Raw genomic sequence first — 16,314 nt, forward strand, 5'->3', positions numbered from 1 at the left:
GCCGGGCACCCGCGCGCGAGGCGGCCAATTGGATTGATCCGGTGGCCGCCGGTACGATCTGCTGCGCAGCATGCGGGCGTAGCTCAATGGTAGAGCCTCAGTCTTCCAAACTGATTACGCGGGTTCGATTCCCGTCGCCCGCTCCACTCGGCCGGCAGGCCGGACAGCAGACGACCCCCTCCCAAGCTTCGAGAGGGGGTCGACTCGGTTCAGGCGGGTCTACTCGTCGGACCCGTCCGAACCCTTGTCGCTGTTCGAGGCGTTGTCGCCGGAGCCGTTGTCCGCGGGGTTGCCGCCGGTGGTGCCGCCGTTGTCGGAACCGGCGTTGTCGCCGTCAGTGCCCTCGTTCTCCCCCGCGCCCTCGTCGCCGCCCGCGACGTCGTCCTCACCGGTGACGTCGACGCTCTCCTCGGGCTCGCTGTCGTCGCCCTTGTCGGTGTCGCCGCCGAGGTCGACGTCATCGGCTCCGTCGACGGGCTCGGAGTCGGTCGGGTCGTCGACCTCGGTTTCCTCCTCGTCGGCGGGGTCGGTCACCGGCGCGACGCTCTTCTCCGGCTCCGGGGCGGACTTCTGGAAGGACACGTCCTCCACCGGCGGCTCGTCGGTCACCTCGTCGGTGGAGATGGAGATGAGGTTGGCGTCGGCATCGGGCAGGTCGCTCACCTGCGCATCGGCCGACGCGCGGGCAAGTCCCATACCTGACCAGATGGAATTCGCGAGCTGCTCCCGCCATGTGAGGAACATGCCGATGGGTCCGGGCAGCGTCAGACCGGGAACCGGACCTGTGGACGGCCCCGCTTCTCCGGACAGCAACCCACCGGCGAAGATGCCGAAGGGCAGCGGCCCACCGCCCAACACCGCCCCGAAGTCAGGGCCGTATCCGCCATTGAGGATGCCGTCGAGAATCGTGGCTGGAGCGTTGATGATCTCGCGCAGCGGATCGCCGCCGTCGAAGGAGTCGACGATCGCCTGAACCGAGGCCACGGCGGCGGCGGCACCGTTGATGACCGGCCCGACCACCGAGAGCAACTGGAGGCCGAGCACGAGAGGGTCGGTCGCGAAAGTGATGGCCTTGACGGCGTTCGCCAGCGTCGAGGTGATGGCTACGTGGACGGGTTGCGCGAAGAACAGCAGCGGTGCCACCGGCGCGATCGCGGCACCCACCAAAAGGTTCACTGCGGTGTAGAAGTCGCCTTCGCCGAGGGCTTCGAAGGCCGCACGGATCTGGTTGGGCACCGTCTCGGTCAGCGCCGTGCCGACCGCCTCGACGGTGTCGCGGGCCGCCTCCGCAATGCTTTCCAGGTTTGCGGTCTGGTTCTCGATGATCACCTGTATGGGTGTCGAGTCCCGTTCGTACTGAGCGAAGAAGTACTCGACGAGCGCCTCGAAATTCTCCGCCGCCCGCCCGAACACGACGTCGTAGGTCGGGTTCGACATGGCGGTGAGACCGACCGGGCCGGAGAACACCGCGGGAATCCGCGTGTCGCCGAGCGTCGAGTCGACGGGCTGGATCGGTGCGAGCGCCAAAGCCCCCGCCCCGACTACGGCCACGCCGGCGGTCAGATACGACCGAACTGTTTGCTGCATGTGCACCCCTCGTGTACGAAGTGATCTTGAACATCCGCACCGTAACCTTAGAAAAAGCTGAGTCGCAGCGAATTCGCAAAATTAGGACACGTTTCAGATTCAGCCGTGTCCACTGTCTTTCAGGCTACTAAGCAGTAGTTATTCGGATCGTTCCGCGCTAGATGCAATCGTTCTTGACGATGGTGTAAATTTCGCGCTACGCTGTTCCGCTTGCGCATGCAACGACTCGCGATATCCGGGTCACAGGAAATCGGGTAGTTGGGCCGGCTCGGCTTGCATTAGCCAATGGCGCAATAGCGACGTAGTTCAAGCTGCGCAGGCCGTTTGCTCTTTCAAATACCCACTTCCGCATATACCCTGTTCCAGCCCCGCTTTTTAACGCGGGCGTAAGTCGGGGGAGTTAGCAGTGGTCACTCGGTCATGCCGCGTCGGCGGTGCAGCGTTGGCAGTCGGCATCGGGCTGCTGCTCTCCCCGGGCATCGCGGGCGCCGAACCCGCCGAGCCGGCAGGCGCGGACAATTCCGCGCAAACAGCGACCGACACCCGAGAGAACGAGCCCACCGACACCGCGGGCGAGGCGGAAGGCGACGAGGCGTCCTCGGACGGACAGAAAGCCGACGAGCCCGAGGACGAGGACGAGGACGAGTCGCACGATGAACCCGCGGATGACTCCGATGAGGACCTGGTCGACGCAGACGAGCCAGCAACAGCAGACGAGCCGGTAGCAGCAGAGGAACCCGCGCCAGCGGAGGAACCGGCGTCAGCACCGGAGCCAGCGGTCGAAGCCGAGCCCGCGGGCGAGGAGCCTGCGGCAGTGGCCGAACCGGTCGCCGAAGAACCCGAGCCCGCCCCCGCCCCGGCCGACTCCCCCGCGACGTGGGCCGTGCTCGCGTGGGCCCGCCGCCAGTTCGTCGGCACGACGCCACCCGCAACGGCGGCGACCGCCCGCCATACGACGTCGTCGTCGACACCGGCGCCGGCCACGACCGTCGACGTCAGGGACTACGGCGCCGTCGGCGACGGCATCACCGACGACTCCGCCGCCATCAAGGCCGCCGAGGCCGCGCTGACCTCCGGCCAGCGCCTCTACTTCCCCGAAGGCACCTACCGGTTCGCCCAGCAGAACCCGAGCGGCGGCGCCGCGGTGTCACTCAAGGGACTGTCCGACGTCACCGTCGAGTTCGCCCCCGGCGCCCGACTGCTGATGGACAACCTCGACGTCACCGGCCACGGCACCAGTCACGGCATCCGTGTCGAGGGTGCCGCCTCCAACGTCACGATCCGCAACGCGACGATCGAGTGGAGGACGCGCCCGTCGACCCGCAGCTTCGGCGACGGGATCTCGATCCTCGGCTGGGCGTCGGACACCGCTCCCCCGCCCGGATGGACCGGTTCGACCGGAACCGTCTCGCACGTGTCGCTCGTCGGCGTCACGGTCATCAACGCACCCCAGACCGGGGCGGTGTTCATGGGCGCGTCCGACGTCACGGTCACCGACTTCACCGCGATCGGCACCCTGGCCGACGGATTGCACTTCAACGCGAACCGCCGCGTGACCGTGGACGGACTCCTCGCACAGAACACCGGCGACGACGGTCTGGCGTTCGTCACCTACTACCACCCCACCCAGCTGTGGACGTACGGCCCGACCGACGGGCCGTTCAACCAGTCGGGCGTCGGTGAGTGGAACAACGGCGGCTCGGTCGCCTCGCACATCACCGTGACGGGTGGCTCCGCCAGCGGCGTGCGCGTGCAGGGCGGCTACGACATCACCATCACCGACGTCACCGTGACCGGTAAGGAATTCGGCGTCCAGGTCAACTCGGCGATCGCCACCGGACCCGGCGACTGGACCAGCCTCGCATCCCGGGACATCGACATCTCTCATGTCACCGTCGATGACGTCCAGACTGGAATCGTGTTGGCGACCAACAATATTGATGGCACCCAGGCATCGATGTGGTGGGATTTCACAGGCCTGACCATCAGCGATGTCACCATCCGCAACGCCCGCAACTGGTCGATCGCGGTCGAGACACCCGCCACGGCCACCAGCAGGTTCGCCGGTCTGACCCTGCGCGACATCCACGCCGAGGTCGACAACTTCGCAGGCCCGCTCGGTGGCGGCAATGGAGGCATTCTGCTTGCATCGCTGCGGGATTCGGTGATCGACGACGTGCGACTCGTGTCGGTACACGCGAGCGATATCAACGTGCTCGGCGCCGCGCAGATCCGCAACCAGTACCGCGTCGCGGACCTGCCGTCGTCGAACCTGACCATCGACGACCTGGTTCTCGAGGGTCCCGGCCGCATCCTGATCCAGGACATCGCGGGACTGGACATCGGTACCGTCGCCTCGTACGGCGCCCAGGGCAGCGCCGTCGAACTCTTCCGGGTGGCCGACGCCACGTTCGACACCATCACCGCGACACTGCCCGGCCGCGGCACCGGTGCCGGCTGGGGCGTACGGCTGCTGCAAGTCCACGACCTCGACGTGACCGACATCGTCGTCACGACCGACGACCACATCGGATCTTCCTGGTGGGCAGTCGAACTCGGCGGCGGCAACCCGACCGAGGACATCGCAGGCGAGGGAGTGCGCATCGCCAACGTCACCTACGTCAGCGACCGCGACGCCACCGGTTCGGACATCGTGGTCCAGGGCGGCCCGTACGGCCCGGTCGACTGGTACATCAACGCCACCTGGCTGCACCAGGGCGAGGCATCGCCGCAGTGGCGGTCCGACATGTGGGGCGACACCATCCCGCCCCTCACAGTCTGAGCAGACCGGACTCCTGGTAGCGGAGCTCGGTGTTCACCGACCACGGGTCGACGTCCTCGCCGTAGTACCGCGCGACGCTGCCCATCGCGCTGAGCATCGCGTGGTCCTGGTTGTCGTAGTGGTGCATCCCGTTGCGTCCCATCGGTCGCAGCGACGGATGCTCCCGCGCCAGGTATTCGCGGATGGTTGCGACGTTCTTCTCCCGGTGCGCGTCGTAGACTGGATAGGCGAATTCGGAACGTACGGACAGCAGCTGCTCGGCGGCCGACGGGTCGACGCCGAGCGCGCGCAGATCGGCAGCGACGACCCTCGCCAGGGTGTCGCCGTCGGCCCGCCACAGATCATCGGCGGCGTTGGTGAAGTACTCGAGCCCCCAGTGGGTGGTCTCCCGTCCGTCCGGCGACAGCGCGGCGGACCACCTCGCGTAGTTCTGGATTCGCCCCACCCGCAGTTCCCGGCCCGGAGTGTAGAGCCAGTTGAACGGAAAATCGTGCCGTTTCGGCACGGCCACCCCGACCGTGATCAGCGCCCGGTGCTTGAGCGCCGCGGCGGCATCCCGGATGTGTTGTGGCGGTGCGGGTTCCAAGACTTGAATGAGCGAGCGCAGCGGCATGCTGGTGAAGACTGCGTCACCGGTGGCCGTCTCGCCGCGGCGAAGTCGCACCGTCCACCCGTCGCGATCGTGGCTCACCCCGGTCACCGGCGCGTTCAGCGTCACCTCGGTGCCGGCTCCCGCGAGGGTCGCCGCGGCGGCCTCCCAGAGTTGGCCGGGTCCCATACGCGGGTACTGGAAGACATCGCGACTGGTGAATTTGGCGACCCCGCGCCACCGGAGGGGGCGGATGCGTTGATTGGCCCACTCGCTGGTCAGGTCGGCGGGATCGGCGAGCCAGGTCTTGCGGACGTAACCGTCGAAGAACAGCCGGTACCAGTGGCGGCCGAATTCGCTGACGCCCCAGTCCTCGAAGCTCTCCGAACCGGGGTTGTGGCGCCTGCTCCGCGTCAACCTGGCCACGGCGAGCTCTCCGAGACCCCGGATGCCGCTGCCTATGCCCAACTGCGTCAGCAGATCCCGGCCCACCAACGGATAACGCACGTGGTGCCCGTGCACCAACATGGCGGACCGGCGCGGGACGGCGACCCACTCCTCGGCAGGAAGCAGAGACCGCCAGAGTTCCAGCACCTCTTGGCTTTTGGTGAAGAATCGGTGACCACCGGGGTCTACGCGCCACCCGTCCCGGCACGGCGTGCGGGCCAACCCGCCGACGTGGTCGGATGCCTCGAAGACGCGCGGCGTGGCCCCACGTTGCACGAGTTCCAGCGCGGCGGTGAGCCCGGCGGGTCCGGCGCCGATGACGAGCGGAGTCCTGTTGTCGCTCATGACTTCAGCGCCCGCGGCGCTGCGGGAAGCGCCGGTAGTCCGCGACGATGTCGTCGATGTGGTGCCGTTGCAGATCGTTGAGCGGGGTGGACAGGAACACCAACTGGGCGTACTGGCACTGCTGCGGCAGGAACCCGCTCAGCAACGGCTCCGGCGTGGTCCGGATGACCAGATCGACGTCGCCGATCTCGAAGGCGGTGGCGATGTCAGCGGCGTCGCGCTGTGCCCGCCGATGGGCTGCCCGCAGTTCGTCGGCTGCGTCGTAGGCGGCGAGGACGTTGATGCGGAAGTCGCCACCGTTGAGCGAAGCCTCGACGTCGCGGACCGCGGCACGGTATTCGTCGGGCAGCAGGTCGAGATCGCCGTGGACGCGGACGCCGCAGGCCGCCGGATCGAAGTTTGCGGGCACCAGTGTCCGCAGGAAGTGGATCGACGCCGAGAAGACCGCATTCAATTCATCGTCACGACGCGCCAGATTGGCTCGGCTCAAGTTGTACACCGACACCGTCGACACACCATATTCGCGCAGTGCGACGAGTATTTCAATGACCTTTTCCGCACCGCGACGATATGCCTCGACGAGTGTGGTTCCGTTGAGATCCGCCCACCGCCGCAATCCGTCGGGAATCAACCCGACGTGCGTCGGCCCCCCCGGCGACGATAACTGCACTTATCCAGTGTAACGGAAAGGCATCGCGGAATTTGCTCGGTTACGAGAATTGGCCAGTCGAGCGGATTTACTCCTCGGTCGGGCGCAGCACCGCGAGCACGGTCAAGATCATGATCTTGAAGTCCAGCAGGAGGGTCCAGTTCTCGATGTAGTAGTTGTCGAATTCCGCACGGTCGGCGATCGAGGTCTGCCCCCGCAGACCGTGCACCTGCGCCCACCCGGTGATACCGGCCTTGACCCGGTGCCGATCGCCGTAGCGCCGCACGTGCATCTCGAAGAGTTCGACGAATTCCGGGCGCTCGGGCCGCGGACCCACGAGCGTCATATCGCCCTTGAGCACGTTGAGCAACTGAGGTAGTTCGTCCAGCGACGTCTTGCGCATGATCTTGCCGATCTTGGTGCGCCTGTCGTCACCCTCGACACCGCCTGGCGCCGCTCCATCCTTCAACTCGAATGCCGCGTCGGCCGGCGCGGCGGGCCGCATACTGCGGAACTTCAGGCAGTCGAACACCTTGCCGTCGCGCCCGACCCTCGGCTGTCTGAAGAAGATCGGCCCCGGCGAACTGAGTTTGACCAACAGGGCGAGCGTCAAGAACACCGGCGAGATGATCAGCAGTCCGAGTCCCGCCAGGAAGCGGCCCAGCGCGTGTTTGACCGCGAACTGCCAGCCCTTCGGATCGGTGGGGTCGAGCACCATCAGCGGTACGCCACCCAGGTGCTCGATGCGGGTGTGGGAATTGACGACATCCATCATCCGGGGGACCACCCGTACGCGGACGCCGAGGCTCTGCGCCGTTTGCGCACAGCGCGACAATTGTTCGCCGGAGACCGCGGACGGCGCGACGATGAGATCCTCTGCGCCGGTGAGGCGGATGGCCACCTCGATGTTGTCGACGGTGCCGAAGTAGGGCACCTCCAGCAGGTCAGCGTCGTTGGGGCGCACCTCGTCGAGGACGCCGACCGGACGCAGACCGTAGTCGGGCACCTGCGCCATCCGCGTGACGAGCTGGTTGGTGATCGGGCCGCCGCCGACGATCAACGCCGATGTGCCGAACCGGTACTTGCGCCGCAGATACCGCTGCGCGATCGATCTCATCAGCCGGACGGCAGGCACGATGACCGCCGCGCACAGCCACACCCGGATCATCACGTCGCTGGGGCGCACGTGCGGCACCACCTGCGCCCCGGTCTGCATCGCGGGCACCACCACGGTGATGATCGTGAGGGTCGCGAGCGCGGACACCGCCACCGCGGTCTCCACCGGTTCGATCTCGTCGAGGAAGCTCCTGTTGAGCTTGCGCTTGTACATCGACCTGGACCAGAGCACGACCAGCAGGATCGGGACGAACAGCCACGAGATCGCCAGGATGTGGCGGCTGTCCTCCTGATCGACCCACAGGTGGGCCAGCAGTACCGACCAAGCCGCCGCCCAGACGTCGAGCGCCACGGTGATCGTGATGTAGCCGGACTCGGCGCGCAGGCGGTCGACCCACCGCGGCGCGAGGCTGACGTCCCGACGAACCGTGGGTGACGCGACGCGTTGCCGCGCAGCCGTGACCTGGCTACTGGACGTCACCCTGCATCGCCCCCATGTCTCGTCGCATGCGTCGTTCCCCCGGACGACTTTGAAGACTCAACCATAATCGGTTTGCGGGGGCGTCGGGAGCCAATCCGTGAGGAACCTGAGAACACTTTGCCGACCAAAAGGAAAAGAACGTGGTGGACGCCCGGTTTCAGGGTCGGTGACCGCCGGAACCGAAGATCCGCTCGCTGGCGAGTTGGGCGAGATCGCTGAGAATCTGCATGTGCCCGGTACCCCAAAGGCGAGGTTTGTCGTCGAAGACGCACAGCGTCCCGATCGCGTGGTCGTCCCTGTCGATCAACGGGATGCCCAGATATGCGACGACGGTGCCGTCCCGCACGGCGGGATGGTTCCGGAAGACGGGATCGGTTCGGGCGTCCTCGAGCAGTAACGCGGCACCGTTTGCCACCGGGTATTGGCACACCGACCGCTCGAGGGGGGTCTGGCGTTCGTCGCCGTCCATCCCGACTGAACTCTTGAAGAATTGCCGGTCGACGTCGACGAGGGTCAGCGCGGCCGCGGGTGCGTCCAACGCCGCGGCGGCCGCCCGGGTGATGCGGTCGTAGGCTTCTTCAGGGTCACTGTCGAGCAGCCCGGTGGCATAGAGCGCCCGCAGCCGTGCCGGGTCCGTGATCTCGGCTTCGACAGTGGGCATCTCCGTATCGGCAAACACCCGGCACTCGTTGAGGTGGGCCATCAGCTCCTCCACCGACGCCAGTTGGGTGCGACGCAGATCGGCGACCATCTGCGACCCCACTGCACGGGCCACATAGGAGACGACGTCTTCACCCGCGTCGCGCGCACACTCCTCGAGCAGGCGGTTGAGCCAGTCGTCGAACCCTGTCAGAGAGCCGGTCATTCGACAAACGGTATCCGACGCATTCGGTGCGGCGCAGAAAAGTAGCCTGGTTGCATATGCGACGTCAGGAGGATGCGTGAAAGACGCGCGGGAAAAAGCCGATCGCCGAATCGATCTGCTCTTCGACGCCCGGCACATCCGCCAGAGCGGCATCGGAACCTACATCCGCACGCAGCTCCCCCATCTGCAGGAGGCGACCGCGCGCGAGGGACTGACGCTGGGTGTGCTCGCCGATCCCGACTCCGCACCCGCGCTCGGCCCGGACACCGAGGTGATCCACGCAGAGCCGGCGCAGGCCGCCATGTACACCCTCGCCGAACAGTCGGTGTGGCGGCATGCGTTCGACACGGCCCGGCCGCGTGCGGTGTGGCTGCCGCACTACCCCTACCCGTTGGCACGCCTCCTCCCCCGCCACCGCGGGATCTCGCTGTACGCCACCGTCCACGACACCATCCACCTGCTGCCCGAACAGATCAGCGGTCAGAGCCGCGCCCGCCGCTTCTATGCCCGCGCGATGCTCGGCGCGGACGCCCGGCTCTGCCACCGCATCTTCACGGTGTCCGAGGCGACGGCGGCCACACTACGGGACATCGAACCGAAGGCGCCGATCACCGTGACGCCGATACCGATCGACGAGGTGTGGTTGCAGCCGGCCGATCCGGACCTGTCCCCGGTCGACGGCCGCTACCTGCTGTACGTCGGAAACACCAAGGTGTACAAGAACCTTCCGCTGGTGCTCGAGGTCTTCGCCGGCCTCGCGAACACCATCCCGCACAAGCTGGTGATCGCGGGCGGCGGCGCCTCGCTGCGCACACTCGACGACCGCGTGCGCCGGCTCGCCGAGGACAACCCCGACCGGGTGCTGGTCACCGGACAGCTCGACTTCGCCGCACTGCGGGCGCTGGTCGCCAACGCGGAACTGTTGATCATGCCGTCGCTGCACGAGGGTGCCGGACTGCCGCCGCTGGAGGCCATGGCCTCACGCACCGCCGTCGTGGCGTCATCGATCCCGTCGATCCGCGAAACCTGCGGCGACGGCGCCGATTTCTTCGACCCGCACCGGCCCGACCAACTGGCGGCGCTGCTGCGCAAGTACTGCGCGGACGACGGCGCCCGTGCCGCGCTGGCCGAACGCGGCCACACCCATGTCCTGGCCCGTCAGCAGCAGATCCGCGCCACCGCCGCGGCCGACGAGATATGCGCCGAACTCGTCGGCAGCCGGACGTGACGCTGTCACGGCGCGCACTGATCGTCGGCGGTTGCGCCGCAACCGCACTCACCGTCCTGGCCGGGTGTGTCGAACGTCCGCGCACCGTCGTCGACGTCCGCGACTTCGGGGCCGCGGGCGACGGCATCGCCGACGACTCGGCCGCCATCCAGAACGCCGCGGCCGCCCTGCGTCCCGGCGGCACCCTGCGGTTCCCGACCGGCACCTACCGATTCGCCCAGCGGTGGCCACGCAACGGTGCGGCCGTCGTGATCGCCGGACTGGCCGACATCACCGTCGAATTCGGTTCCGGCGCCGAACTTCTCATGGACAATCTGCATCCGGTCAAGCGCACCGGCAGTAGCCACGGCCTGCTCATCCGGGGACCCGCCTCGCAGATCCGCCTGCAGGGCGTCAACATCCGCTGGGCCGACGGTGCGGAGCGTTCGCTCGGTGACGGCATCCGGGTCGAGGGCTATCCCGATTTCGACGGCGATCCGCCGCGGAACTGGGCCGGCGACCGCACCCCGGTCACGAAGGTGTCGCTGATCGACTGCACGGTCAGGTCGAGCCCACAGACCGGCGTGGTGATGTCAGGGGTGTCCGACATCCGCGTCGCGGGGCTGCGGGTGGCCGACAGCGGTGCCGACGGGCTGCACTTCAATGCGTGTCGAGCCGGGTCGGTCGACGGATTCAGCGCGGTGAACACCGGGGACGACGGGCTCGCGCTGGTGACCTACTTCGCGCCGGAACCCACGTTCGATCGCACCGCGCGCACGTTCTCCTACCCCGACCTCACCGACTGGTCCAACGCGGACTTCGACGTCACCGGTGTCAACGTGTTCGGGTGCCGGGCCAACGGCGTCCGACTCGCCGGTGCGAACCGGGTCAACGTGACCGGTCTCGACGTCGTCGGCGTCGAAGCCGGTTCGGCGTTCCTCGTCGACTCCGCCCAACCGGGTGCCGACGTCGGCTGGAACTACGTCGCCAGCCGCGGGATCCGCCTCGACGACGCGACCGCGACCGACTGCGATATGGGGATACATCTGCTGGCCCGCCCCGCCGCACCGGGCGACCCGCGGTTCACCGATTTCGACGTCCACGTCGGCGACGCCAAGATCGACGACTGTACGACGTGGGCGGTGCGCGCCGAATCGCTCACCGACACAAGGGTCCGCGGCCTGCGGATCGACAACTGCAGCGTCACCGCCGATTCGACGACGGGTGGCAACGGCGGAGTGGGCGTCGGCGACGCCGATGCGATCACGTTCGGCACCGTCGCAATCCGGCACGCCGAACCGGTCACCGTGTTCACCGCCGACGACGCGAGCGGACTCACCGTCGACCGCCTCGGCATTGCGATCACCCGCAGGGATCGGCCGCAGACCGCGAAAGCCGTTGTCGACGCCGAGAACTGCGACGGTGTGATCGACGAGGTGAGCATCGGTTGGGCCGCGGCGGACGCGGCGTGGACACCGGTGCGGTTGTCCGCGCCGGATGTCTGCGCGGGCGGCGCCGGTGAGGCGCCGTTGGCCATCCGGAATCTGACGGTCACTCCACCGGTCGAGCGTCCTTCGGAGGTCGTGTGCGTGCGGTGACCAGCGCGCTGCCCGCGGTGAGCAAAAACAGGAATATGACGATCCCGTAAACCAGGATCTGCACCCGCCACACCTCGAGGAAGCAGTACGCCACCACGCCCGCCGACGCGGCGATGACCGGACTGAAACTGAAGATTCGCGCGAACGCGTAGCCGGCGAATCCGTACGCCACGATCGTGTACAGCCATCCCCATGTGCCGTGTTCGGAATAGATGTCCGCGAACACCGAATTGGTGAAGAAGTTGCCCGCGAACGACACCGAGTACCCGTACACCGACGACTGTTTCCAACTGTCGTCCTTGGCCACCTTGTTGAATTGCAGGAAGGTCGGTTTCACCGCGTCGAGCGATGCCCCAGCACTGCCGGAGTTCTGCCACGCACCGGTGGCCACCGCATCCGATACGCCGATCGAGACCTGCGCGGGCACGGCGAGATAGGCCCCCGACTGGTACAGGTTCATCGCCACCGGATTCGACACCCCAGCCTCGCGGTAGTAGTTCGCGTTGCGGAAGTAGTTCAGCATCGTCAGGACGGCGAAACCGCACAACACGATCACCGCGAGTGTGACCCAGGTGCGCACCGACGACCCTCCTGCGGCCGGTCGTGCCCGGCCGCGCACCCACACCGCGAGATAGACCACGCACGACATCAGTAGCGCCAACCGCGAGGCGATCATCGCGTTGGACACCAGCAGCAGCACCCCCGCGACCATGTAGGGCCACCGGATGACCTTCTTCCGCCACAGGTACACCCCGATGGGCGCGGCCAGGATCGTGGCGTACCGCAGCGTCTGCGGTCCCGCGAACCCCGACAGGGCGTTGCTGAAGTCGTTGGCGGTCTGCTGGCTCAGCGATGCGACGATCGCCGACGGACCACCCACCTTGAGGAACGAGTATCCGACCCCGACCGCACCCGCGGCCAGGATCAGGTAGAAGTACCGGCGTTCGAACCAGGCGCTCTCGGTCGGCGCGCCGTCCGCGGCCGGGCGCGATCGTTCTGTCCCCCACCAGAATCCGACCATGGACACCAACACGATCGCGGCGTACCACAGCACCAGCAGCGCGATACCGCGTCCACTGGTCTGCGCGGGGATCGCGAATCCGGTCAACGCCTCGGCCGATGCCTGCGGCGGTCCGAGCCGCTGGCGGATGAACAGTGCCGTCCATGCCAGGAACGACATCGTCACCGGCGCCAGGATCAGGACGGCGGGACTGAACCACCCGGGCGGGCGGGCGGAGGTGCGCACGCTCAACCGTCCCTTTGCCGCGATCCGAACGACGCCGCGTACTCCGGCGCGCCCCTGACCGCCGCGTAGTGGTAGACGAGCGCGGTGATCAGTTCGGCGACGACGAAGGCGAGGAAGATCGCGGCGGTGTTCTTCCACACCAGCAGCATGCCGACACTGACGATCAGGTAGACGACGGTGCTGGCGCCGCGGATCCAGAACACGAGCACCGTGCGGCCCGCCTTGCGTAGTGCGGCGAACGGCACGGTGGACACCAGCATGAACGCTTTCCACAGGCAGGCCAACAGCATCGCGGCGACGCCGACCCCCTGCCACGCCGGACCGAAGACCAGGCTGCCGAGCCCACCGAACGCGGCGACCAGCACCGCGGCCATCCCGATGACGAACACCGCGACGAAGGCCTTGAGCTCACCCCGATGTCCGTGTGCGAGCAGCCGATAGCGGCCGTAGGCCAGGATCGGTTCGAGCGCACCGGCGACGGTCGAGATGACCCGAAAGGTGACCGAGGCCGCCGGTCCGACGAGGACCAGCAGCAGCGAGGTGATCGCCGGCTGTACGGCCCCGACCACCGCGGTCTCCGCGGTGACCCAGCCGGACCGGCGGACATCGGGCGGAAACCCCAGACGGGGCAGGGCTTTCCGTGGACGGTAGCGCACCGCGACAGCGACCATCGCGCCGATCGCCAAGACCCGGACGCAATGGGGGTTATGCTGGGCGGCGAGCCACAGCGCTATCAGGCTGGCGACGATCAACGCGCCCGCGGCGAAGCCCTCCTCCTTCCACTCGCCGGTGACCACCCCGATCGACCGGGTCATCAGCAGCCCCGTCATCACGCCGGTGGCGCTGGCCAGCAGGACCGGGGACGAGGCGACCGCGGGACCGAACACGAGCAGTCCGCACGCGGCGACGCTGAACAGCACCACCCAGGTCGGCAGGCCCAGCTCACCGTCGGCGTCGGGGGTCGCAAGCCGGCCCTCCACGATGAACGCGTTGAACAACTGCGCGATGTAGACGCCGACGGCGAGCGCCAGCGCGAGGAACCCCTGGGTCTCGATCGGCGCGATGCGCGCGTAGATGGCGATGAAGATCGCCGGGAAGACGTTGAGCGCCAGCCCGGCGCCCACCTGCACCCCGGTCTGCAGGTGCCTGCTACCGGGCACGACCCTGCGCCGTCGTCTGCGCCACCACGTCGGCGATCCTGGCCCGGAACGCCTCGGGCGAGAACTCCTCGGCGCGCCTGCGGATGGCGGCCGGATCGTAGCGGCCGGGGTCGAAGGTGGTGAAGGTCTCGGCGAAGTTGTGCACGATCTCGACGTCGTCGCGTCCGGTGACGAACGTGCCGGTCTCCCCCTCGACGACGCTGTCGAGTGCGCCGCCGACACCGAGTGCGATCACCGGCGTACCGCATGCCATCGCCTCGACGGGAGTGATGCCGAAGTCCTCCTCCCCCGGCATCACCATCGCCTTGGCGCGGCGGTACAGATCGCGGAACTCGTCGTTGGAGACGCGGCCGGTGAACGTGACGTCACCGCCCTCGGCGAGCTTGCGGCACTTGGCGGCGTCGCGGCCGTCCCCGGCGACCACCAGTTTGACCCCGGCTTGCACCGCCGCGCGGATCGCGACGTCGGGCCGTTTGTAGGCCACCAGGCGGCCGGCCAGCAGGTAGTAGTCGTCCCGGGTGGCGGCGGCGTCCGGCCGGTAGAAGTCGATGTTGACCGGCGGATGGACCACCTGGGCGTCCCGGCGCCAGTGGTCCTTGACCCGCTGGGCGACCGTGGTGCTGTTGGCGACGATCGCGGTGATCTTCGGTGCGGCCGCACGTTCGGTGGCGATCGCCAACCCGGACAACGCATTCAGCGCGAGCCGGCCGGGCAGTGACGACGCCTCCTCGCGGCGCATCTCCTTGTCCCACGCCCAGCGCGCAGGCGAGTGCACGTAGACCACGGTGGGGATGTCGCCGGCGGCGTGGACGGCCGCGGCGGCGAAGGCGTGGTGGCTGATGAGCACCGCATCGACCGCACCGAAGTCGCGGCGCTTCATCCAGCTCGGGACGAGCGGGAGCAGCGGTGCGTAGGTGCGGTGGCGTGCGGCGCGGTACGCCGACGACAGCGGACCGGTGCGGACCCGCTCGGTGAACGCCGCCTCGACCCGCGAGTCGACGATCGGGATGTGCACCGCGGCATCCGGCCATTGCCGGGCGAATTCGGTGACGACATGTTCGGATCCGGCGATCTCGGTCAACCGTTCATGGACGATCGCGACCGTCACTGTGTCCCCCGTTTCTTCCTGAGCGCGCGGCTGAGCCTGCGGTAGGTGAAGGCCGCGACGACCGGCGCCCCACCCGCTGCGGTCGCCGATCGCATCGCCACCGCCTGCGGGGCGGTGTCCCCGTCGATGCGGGCCACGACCACGACACCCGCGGCCCCCTCGACCATCTCGCGGTCCAGCGTCGAGTCGCCGACGACGCCGCCGCGCACGACCCGCGCGGAATCACCCGCGCCGAGTTCGAGGAGCGCCGCCACCTCGTCGGCCCCGGACGCCGTGGATGCGCCGACGACGAGCAGGACGCCGTCACGCGCCGACGGGCACTGCGCATACAGGGTGCGCGCCAGCCGGGTCCGCTCGTCGCCGTCGGATGCTGTGGCGTCGAGATCCACCGGCGGGATGAGGACGCCGTCGACGGTGTCGGTCAGTGTCGCCGTCATCGCGGCGCGTCCGGACCGGCGCCGGCGCACCATCAGCAGTCCGGCCGCACCCGCACCGCCGACGAGCCCGCCGAGGAACACCCCGATGAGCGATTGCCCGGAGCCGTCGTGGTTCGGTGTCGGCGGCTGCACGATCAGCAACGTGGCGGCCTCCGTCGACTGCAGCTCGACGGCCGCCCGGATACGCGCGAGTTCTTGCATCCTCATGGGGTCTGCGGATCCGCCCTGTTCCCACCTCGACAGTGCGGCGAGGATGGTGCGCAGTTGCTCGTCGACCCGCTGTTCCAGTTCATGCCCGTACAGGTCCAGCGCCACCTGCACGGTCCGGATCGCATCCTCGCGAGATTTGCTGGAATTGCTGATCGTGACGATTGCCGACTCACTGGCCTGGGCGACATTCAGCTCGGCCGGCTCGTCCATCGCCATTTTTCGGGCCACCGCCTGCGCGAAACCTTCGCCGGAGAGATAGGCGATTTCACCGCCGACGAAATTGCTCGTATTGCCTTGATTGTCGGGCGTGACCTGACTGGCGCCTGCCGCGATCGCCATCAGGTCGGCCGGATTCTGCAGACGCACAAAGGCTGTCGCAGTCGTATCGCTGCCCATCGCGCCGAACCCCAGCCCGCCGATGAGCGCACCGAGGCATGCGCCGATGAGCGCGGCGGCGATCAATTTCGTTCGCACAAGGCGTGATTCC

Annotated in this window: 13 protein-coding genes and 1 tRNA gene; 5 read left to right on the plus strand and 9 right to left on the minus strand. The window is 67.9% G+C overall.

Annotated features, from left to right (window positions below):
- Positions 1–72 precede the first annotated feature (72 nt).
- A tRNA-Gly gene (locus AU194_RS26285) sits at positions 73–146 on the plus strand.
- 73 nt (positions 147–219) lie between these two features.
- Here the strand turns inward: AU194_RS26285 and AU194_RS26290 are convergent.
- Positions 220–1,587 carry a hypothetical protein gene (locus AU194_RS26290; RefSeq protein ID WP_059092211.1) on the minus strand — a complete coding sequence of 456 codons (1,368 nt, stop codon included), beginning with the start codon at positions 1,585–1,587 and terminating at the stop codon, positions 220–222.
- A gap of 442 nt (positions 1,588–2,029) precedes the next feature.
- On the opposite strand from AU194_RS26290, the gene AU194_RS26295 reads away from it, so the two are divergent.
- Positions 2,030–4,369, plus strand: coding sequence for a glycosyl hydrolase family 28-related protein (locus AU194_RS26295; protein WP_304438560.1), 2,340 nt, complete (start codon positions 2,030–2,032; stop codon positions 4,367–4,369).
- Here the strand turns inward: AU194_RS26295 and AU194_RS26300 are convergent.
- From AU194_RS26300 to AU194_RS26315, 4 genes are all read right to left on the minus strand, one after another.
- Positions 4,359–5,750, minus strand: a complete 1,392-nt coding sequence (locus tag AU194_RS26300; RefSeq protein ID WP_059092213.1) for an NAD(P)/FAD-dependent oxidoreductase — start codon at positions 5,748–5,750, stop codon at positions 4,359–4,361. The genes AU194_RS26295 and AU194_RS26300 overlap by 11 nt on opposite strands.
- A gap of 4 nt (positions 5,751–5,754) precedes the next feature.
- On the minus strand, positions 5,755–6,420 hold the full coding sequence (locus tag AU194_RS26305; RefSeq protein ID WP_059092214.1) for an undecaprenyl diphosphate synthase family protein: 666 nt from the start codon (positions 6,418–6,420) through the stop codon (positions 5,755–5,757).
- A 67-nt stretch (positions 6,421–6,487) separates the two neighbouring features.
- Positions 6,488–7,996 (minus strand): sugar transferase, encoded by a 1,509-nt coding sequence (locus AU194_RS26310; protein WP_059092215.1) that lies wholly within the window; start codon positions 7,994–7,996, stop codon positions 6,488–6,490.
- 157 nt (positions 7,997–8,153) lie between these two features.
- A complete protein-coding gene (locus AU194_RS26315) occupies positions 8,154–8,861 on the minus strand; it encodes a GAF domain-containing protein (protein ID WP_231743584.1) in 708 nt (235 codons plus the stop codon).
- Between the two features lie 76 nt (positions 8,862–8,937).
- On the opposite strand from AU194_RS26315, the gene AU194_RS26320 reads away from it, so the two are divergent.
- Both AU194_RS26320 and AU194_RS26325 read left to right on the plus strand, forming a co-directional pair.
- Positions 8,938–10,089 carry a glycosyltransferase family 1 protein gene (locus tag AU194_RS26320; protein ID WP_059092216.1) on the plus strand — a complete coding sequence of 384 codons (1,152 nt, stop codon included), beginning with the start codon at positions 8,938–8,940 and terminating at the stop codon, positions 10,087–10,089.
- Positions 10,086–11,666 carry a glycosyl hydrolase family 28-related protein gene (locus AU194_RS26325; RefSeq protein ID WP_059092217.1) on the plus strand — a complete coding sequence of 527 codons (1,581 nt, stop codon included), beginning with the start codon at positions 10,086–10,088 and terminating at the stop codon, positions 11,664–11,666. The genes AU194_RS26320 and AU194_RS26325 overlap by 4 nt, the downstream gene beginning before the upstream one ends.
- On the opposite strand, the gene AU194_RS26330 is transcribed toward AU194_RS26325, so the two are convergent.
- Genes AU194_RS26330 through AU194_RS32760 form a run of 4 tightly spaced genes read right to left on the minus strand, consistent with a single transcriptional unit; the run spans position 11,620 to position 15,824 of the window.
- Positions 11,620–12,912 (minus strand): O-antigen polymerase, encoded by a 1,293-nt coding sequence (locus AU194_RS26330; RefSeq protein ID WP_059092218.1) that lies wholly within the window; start codon positions 12,910–12,912, stop codon positions 11,620–11,622. The genes AU194_RS26325 and AU194_RS26330 overlap by 47 nt on opposite strands.
- 2 nt (positions 12,913–12,914) lie before the next feature.
- Positions 12,915–14,072, minus strand: coding sequence for a hypothetical protein (locus tag AU194_RS26335; RefSeq protein ID WP_059092219.1), 1,158 nt, complete (start codon positions 14,070–14,072; stop codon positions 12,915–12,917).
- Positions 14,062–15,180: a glycosyltransferase gene (locus AU194_RS26340; RefSeq protein WP_059092220.1), complete on the minus strand. Its 1,119-nt coding sequence runs from the start codon at positions 15,178–15,180 to the stop codon at positions 14,062–14,064. The genes AU194_RS26335 and AU194_RS26340 overlap by 11 nt, the downstream gene beginning before the upstream one ends.
- A complete protein-coding gene (locus tag AU194_RS32760) occupies positions 15,177–15,824 on the minus strand; it encodes a hypothetical protein (protein ID WP_231743585.1) in 648 nt (215 codons plus the stop codon). Before AU194_RS32760 ends, AU194_RS26340 begins: the two co-directional genes overlap by 4 nt.
- A 57-nt stretch (positions 15,825–15,881) precedes the next feature.
- Between AU194_RS32760 and AU194_RS32765 the strand changes: the two genes are divergently transcribed.
- Positions 15,882–16,310, plus strand: coding sequence for a hypothetical protein (locus tag AU194_RS32765; RefSeq protein ID WP_231743586.1), 429 nt, complete (start codon positions 15,882–15,884; stop codon positions 16,308–16,310).
- Positions 16,311–16,314: the final 4 nt, after the last annotated feature.

It is taken from the genome of Mycobacterium sp. GA-2829 (assembly GCF_001499965.1).
Lineage (GTDB): Bacteria > Actinomycetota > Actinomycetes > Mycobacteriales > Mycobacteriaceae > Mycobacterium.

Coding starts and splice junctions, on each gene's coding strand:
- AU194_RS26315 (WP_231743584.1), bottom strand. CDS start 8,861: ATGACCGGCTCTCTGACAGGGTTCGACGACTGGCTCAACCGCCTGCTC.
- AU194_RS26300 (WP_059092213.1), bottom strand. CDS start 5,750: ATGAGCGACAACAGGACTCCGCTCGTCATCGGCGCCGGACCCGCCGGG.
- AU194_RS32760 (WP_231743585.1), bottom strand. CDS start 15,824: ATGAGGATGCAAGAACTCGCGCGTATCCGGGCGGCCGTCGAGCTGCAG.
- AU194_RS26290 (WP_059092211.1), bottom strand. CDS start 1,587: ATGCAGCAAACAGTTCGGTCGTATCTGACCGCCGGCGTGGCCGTAGTC.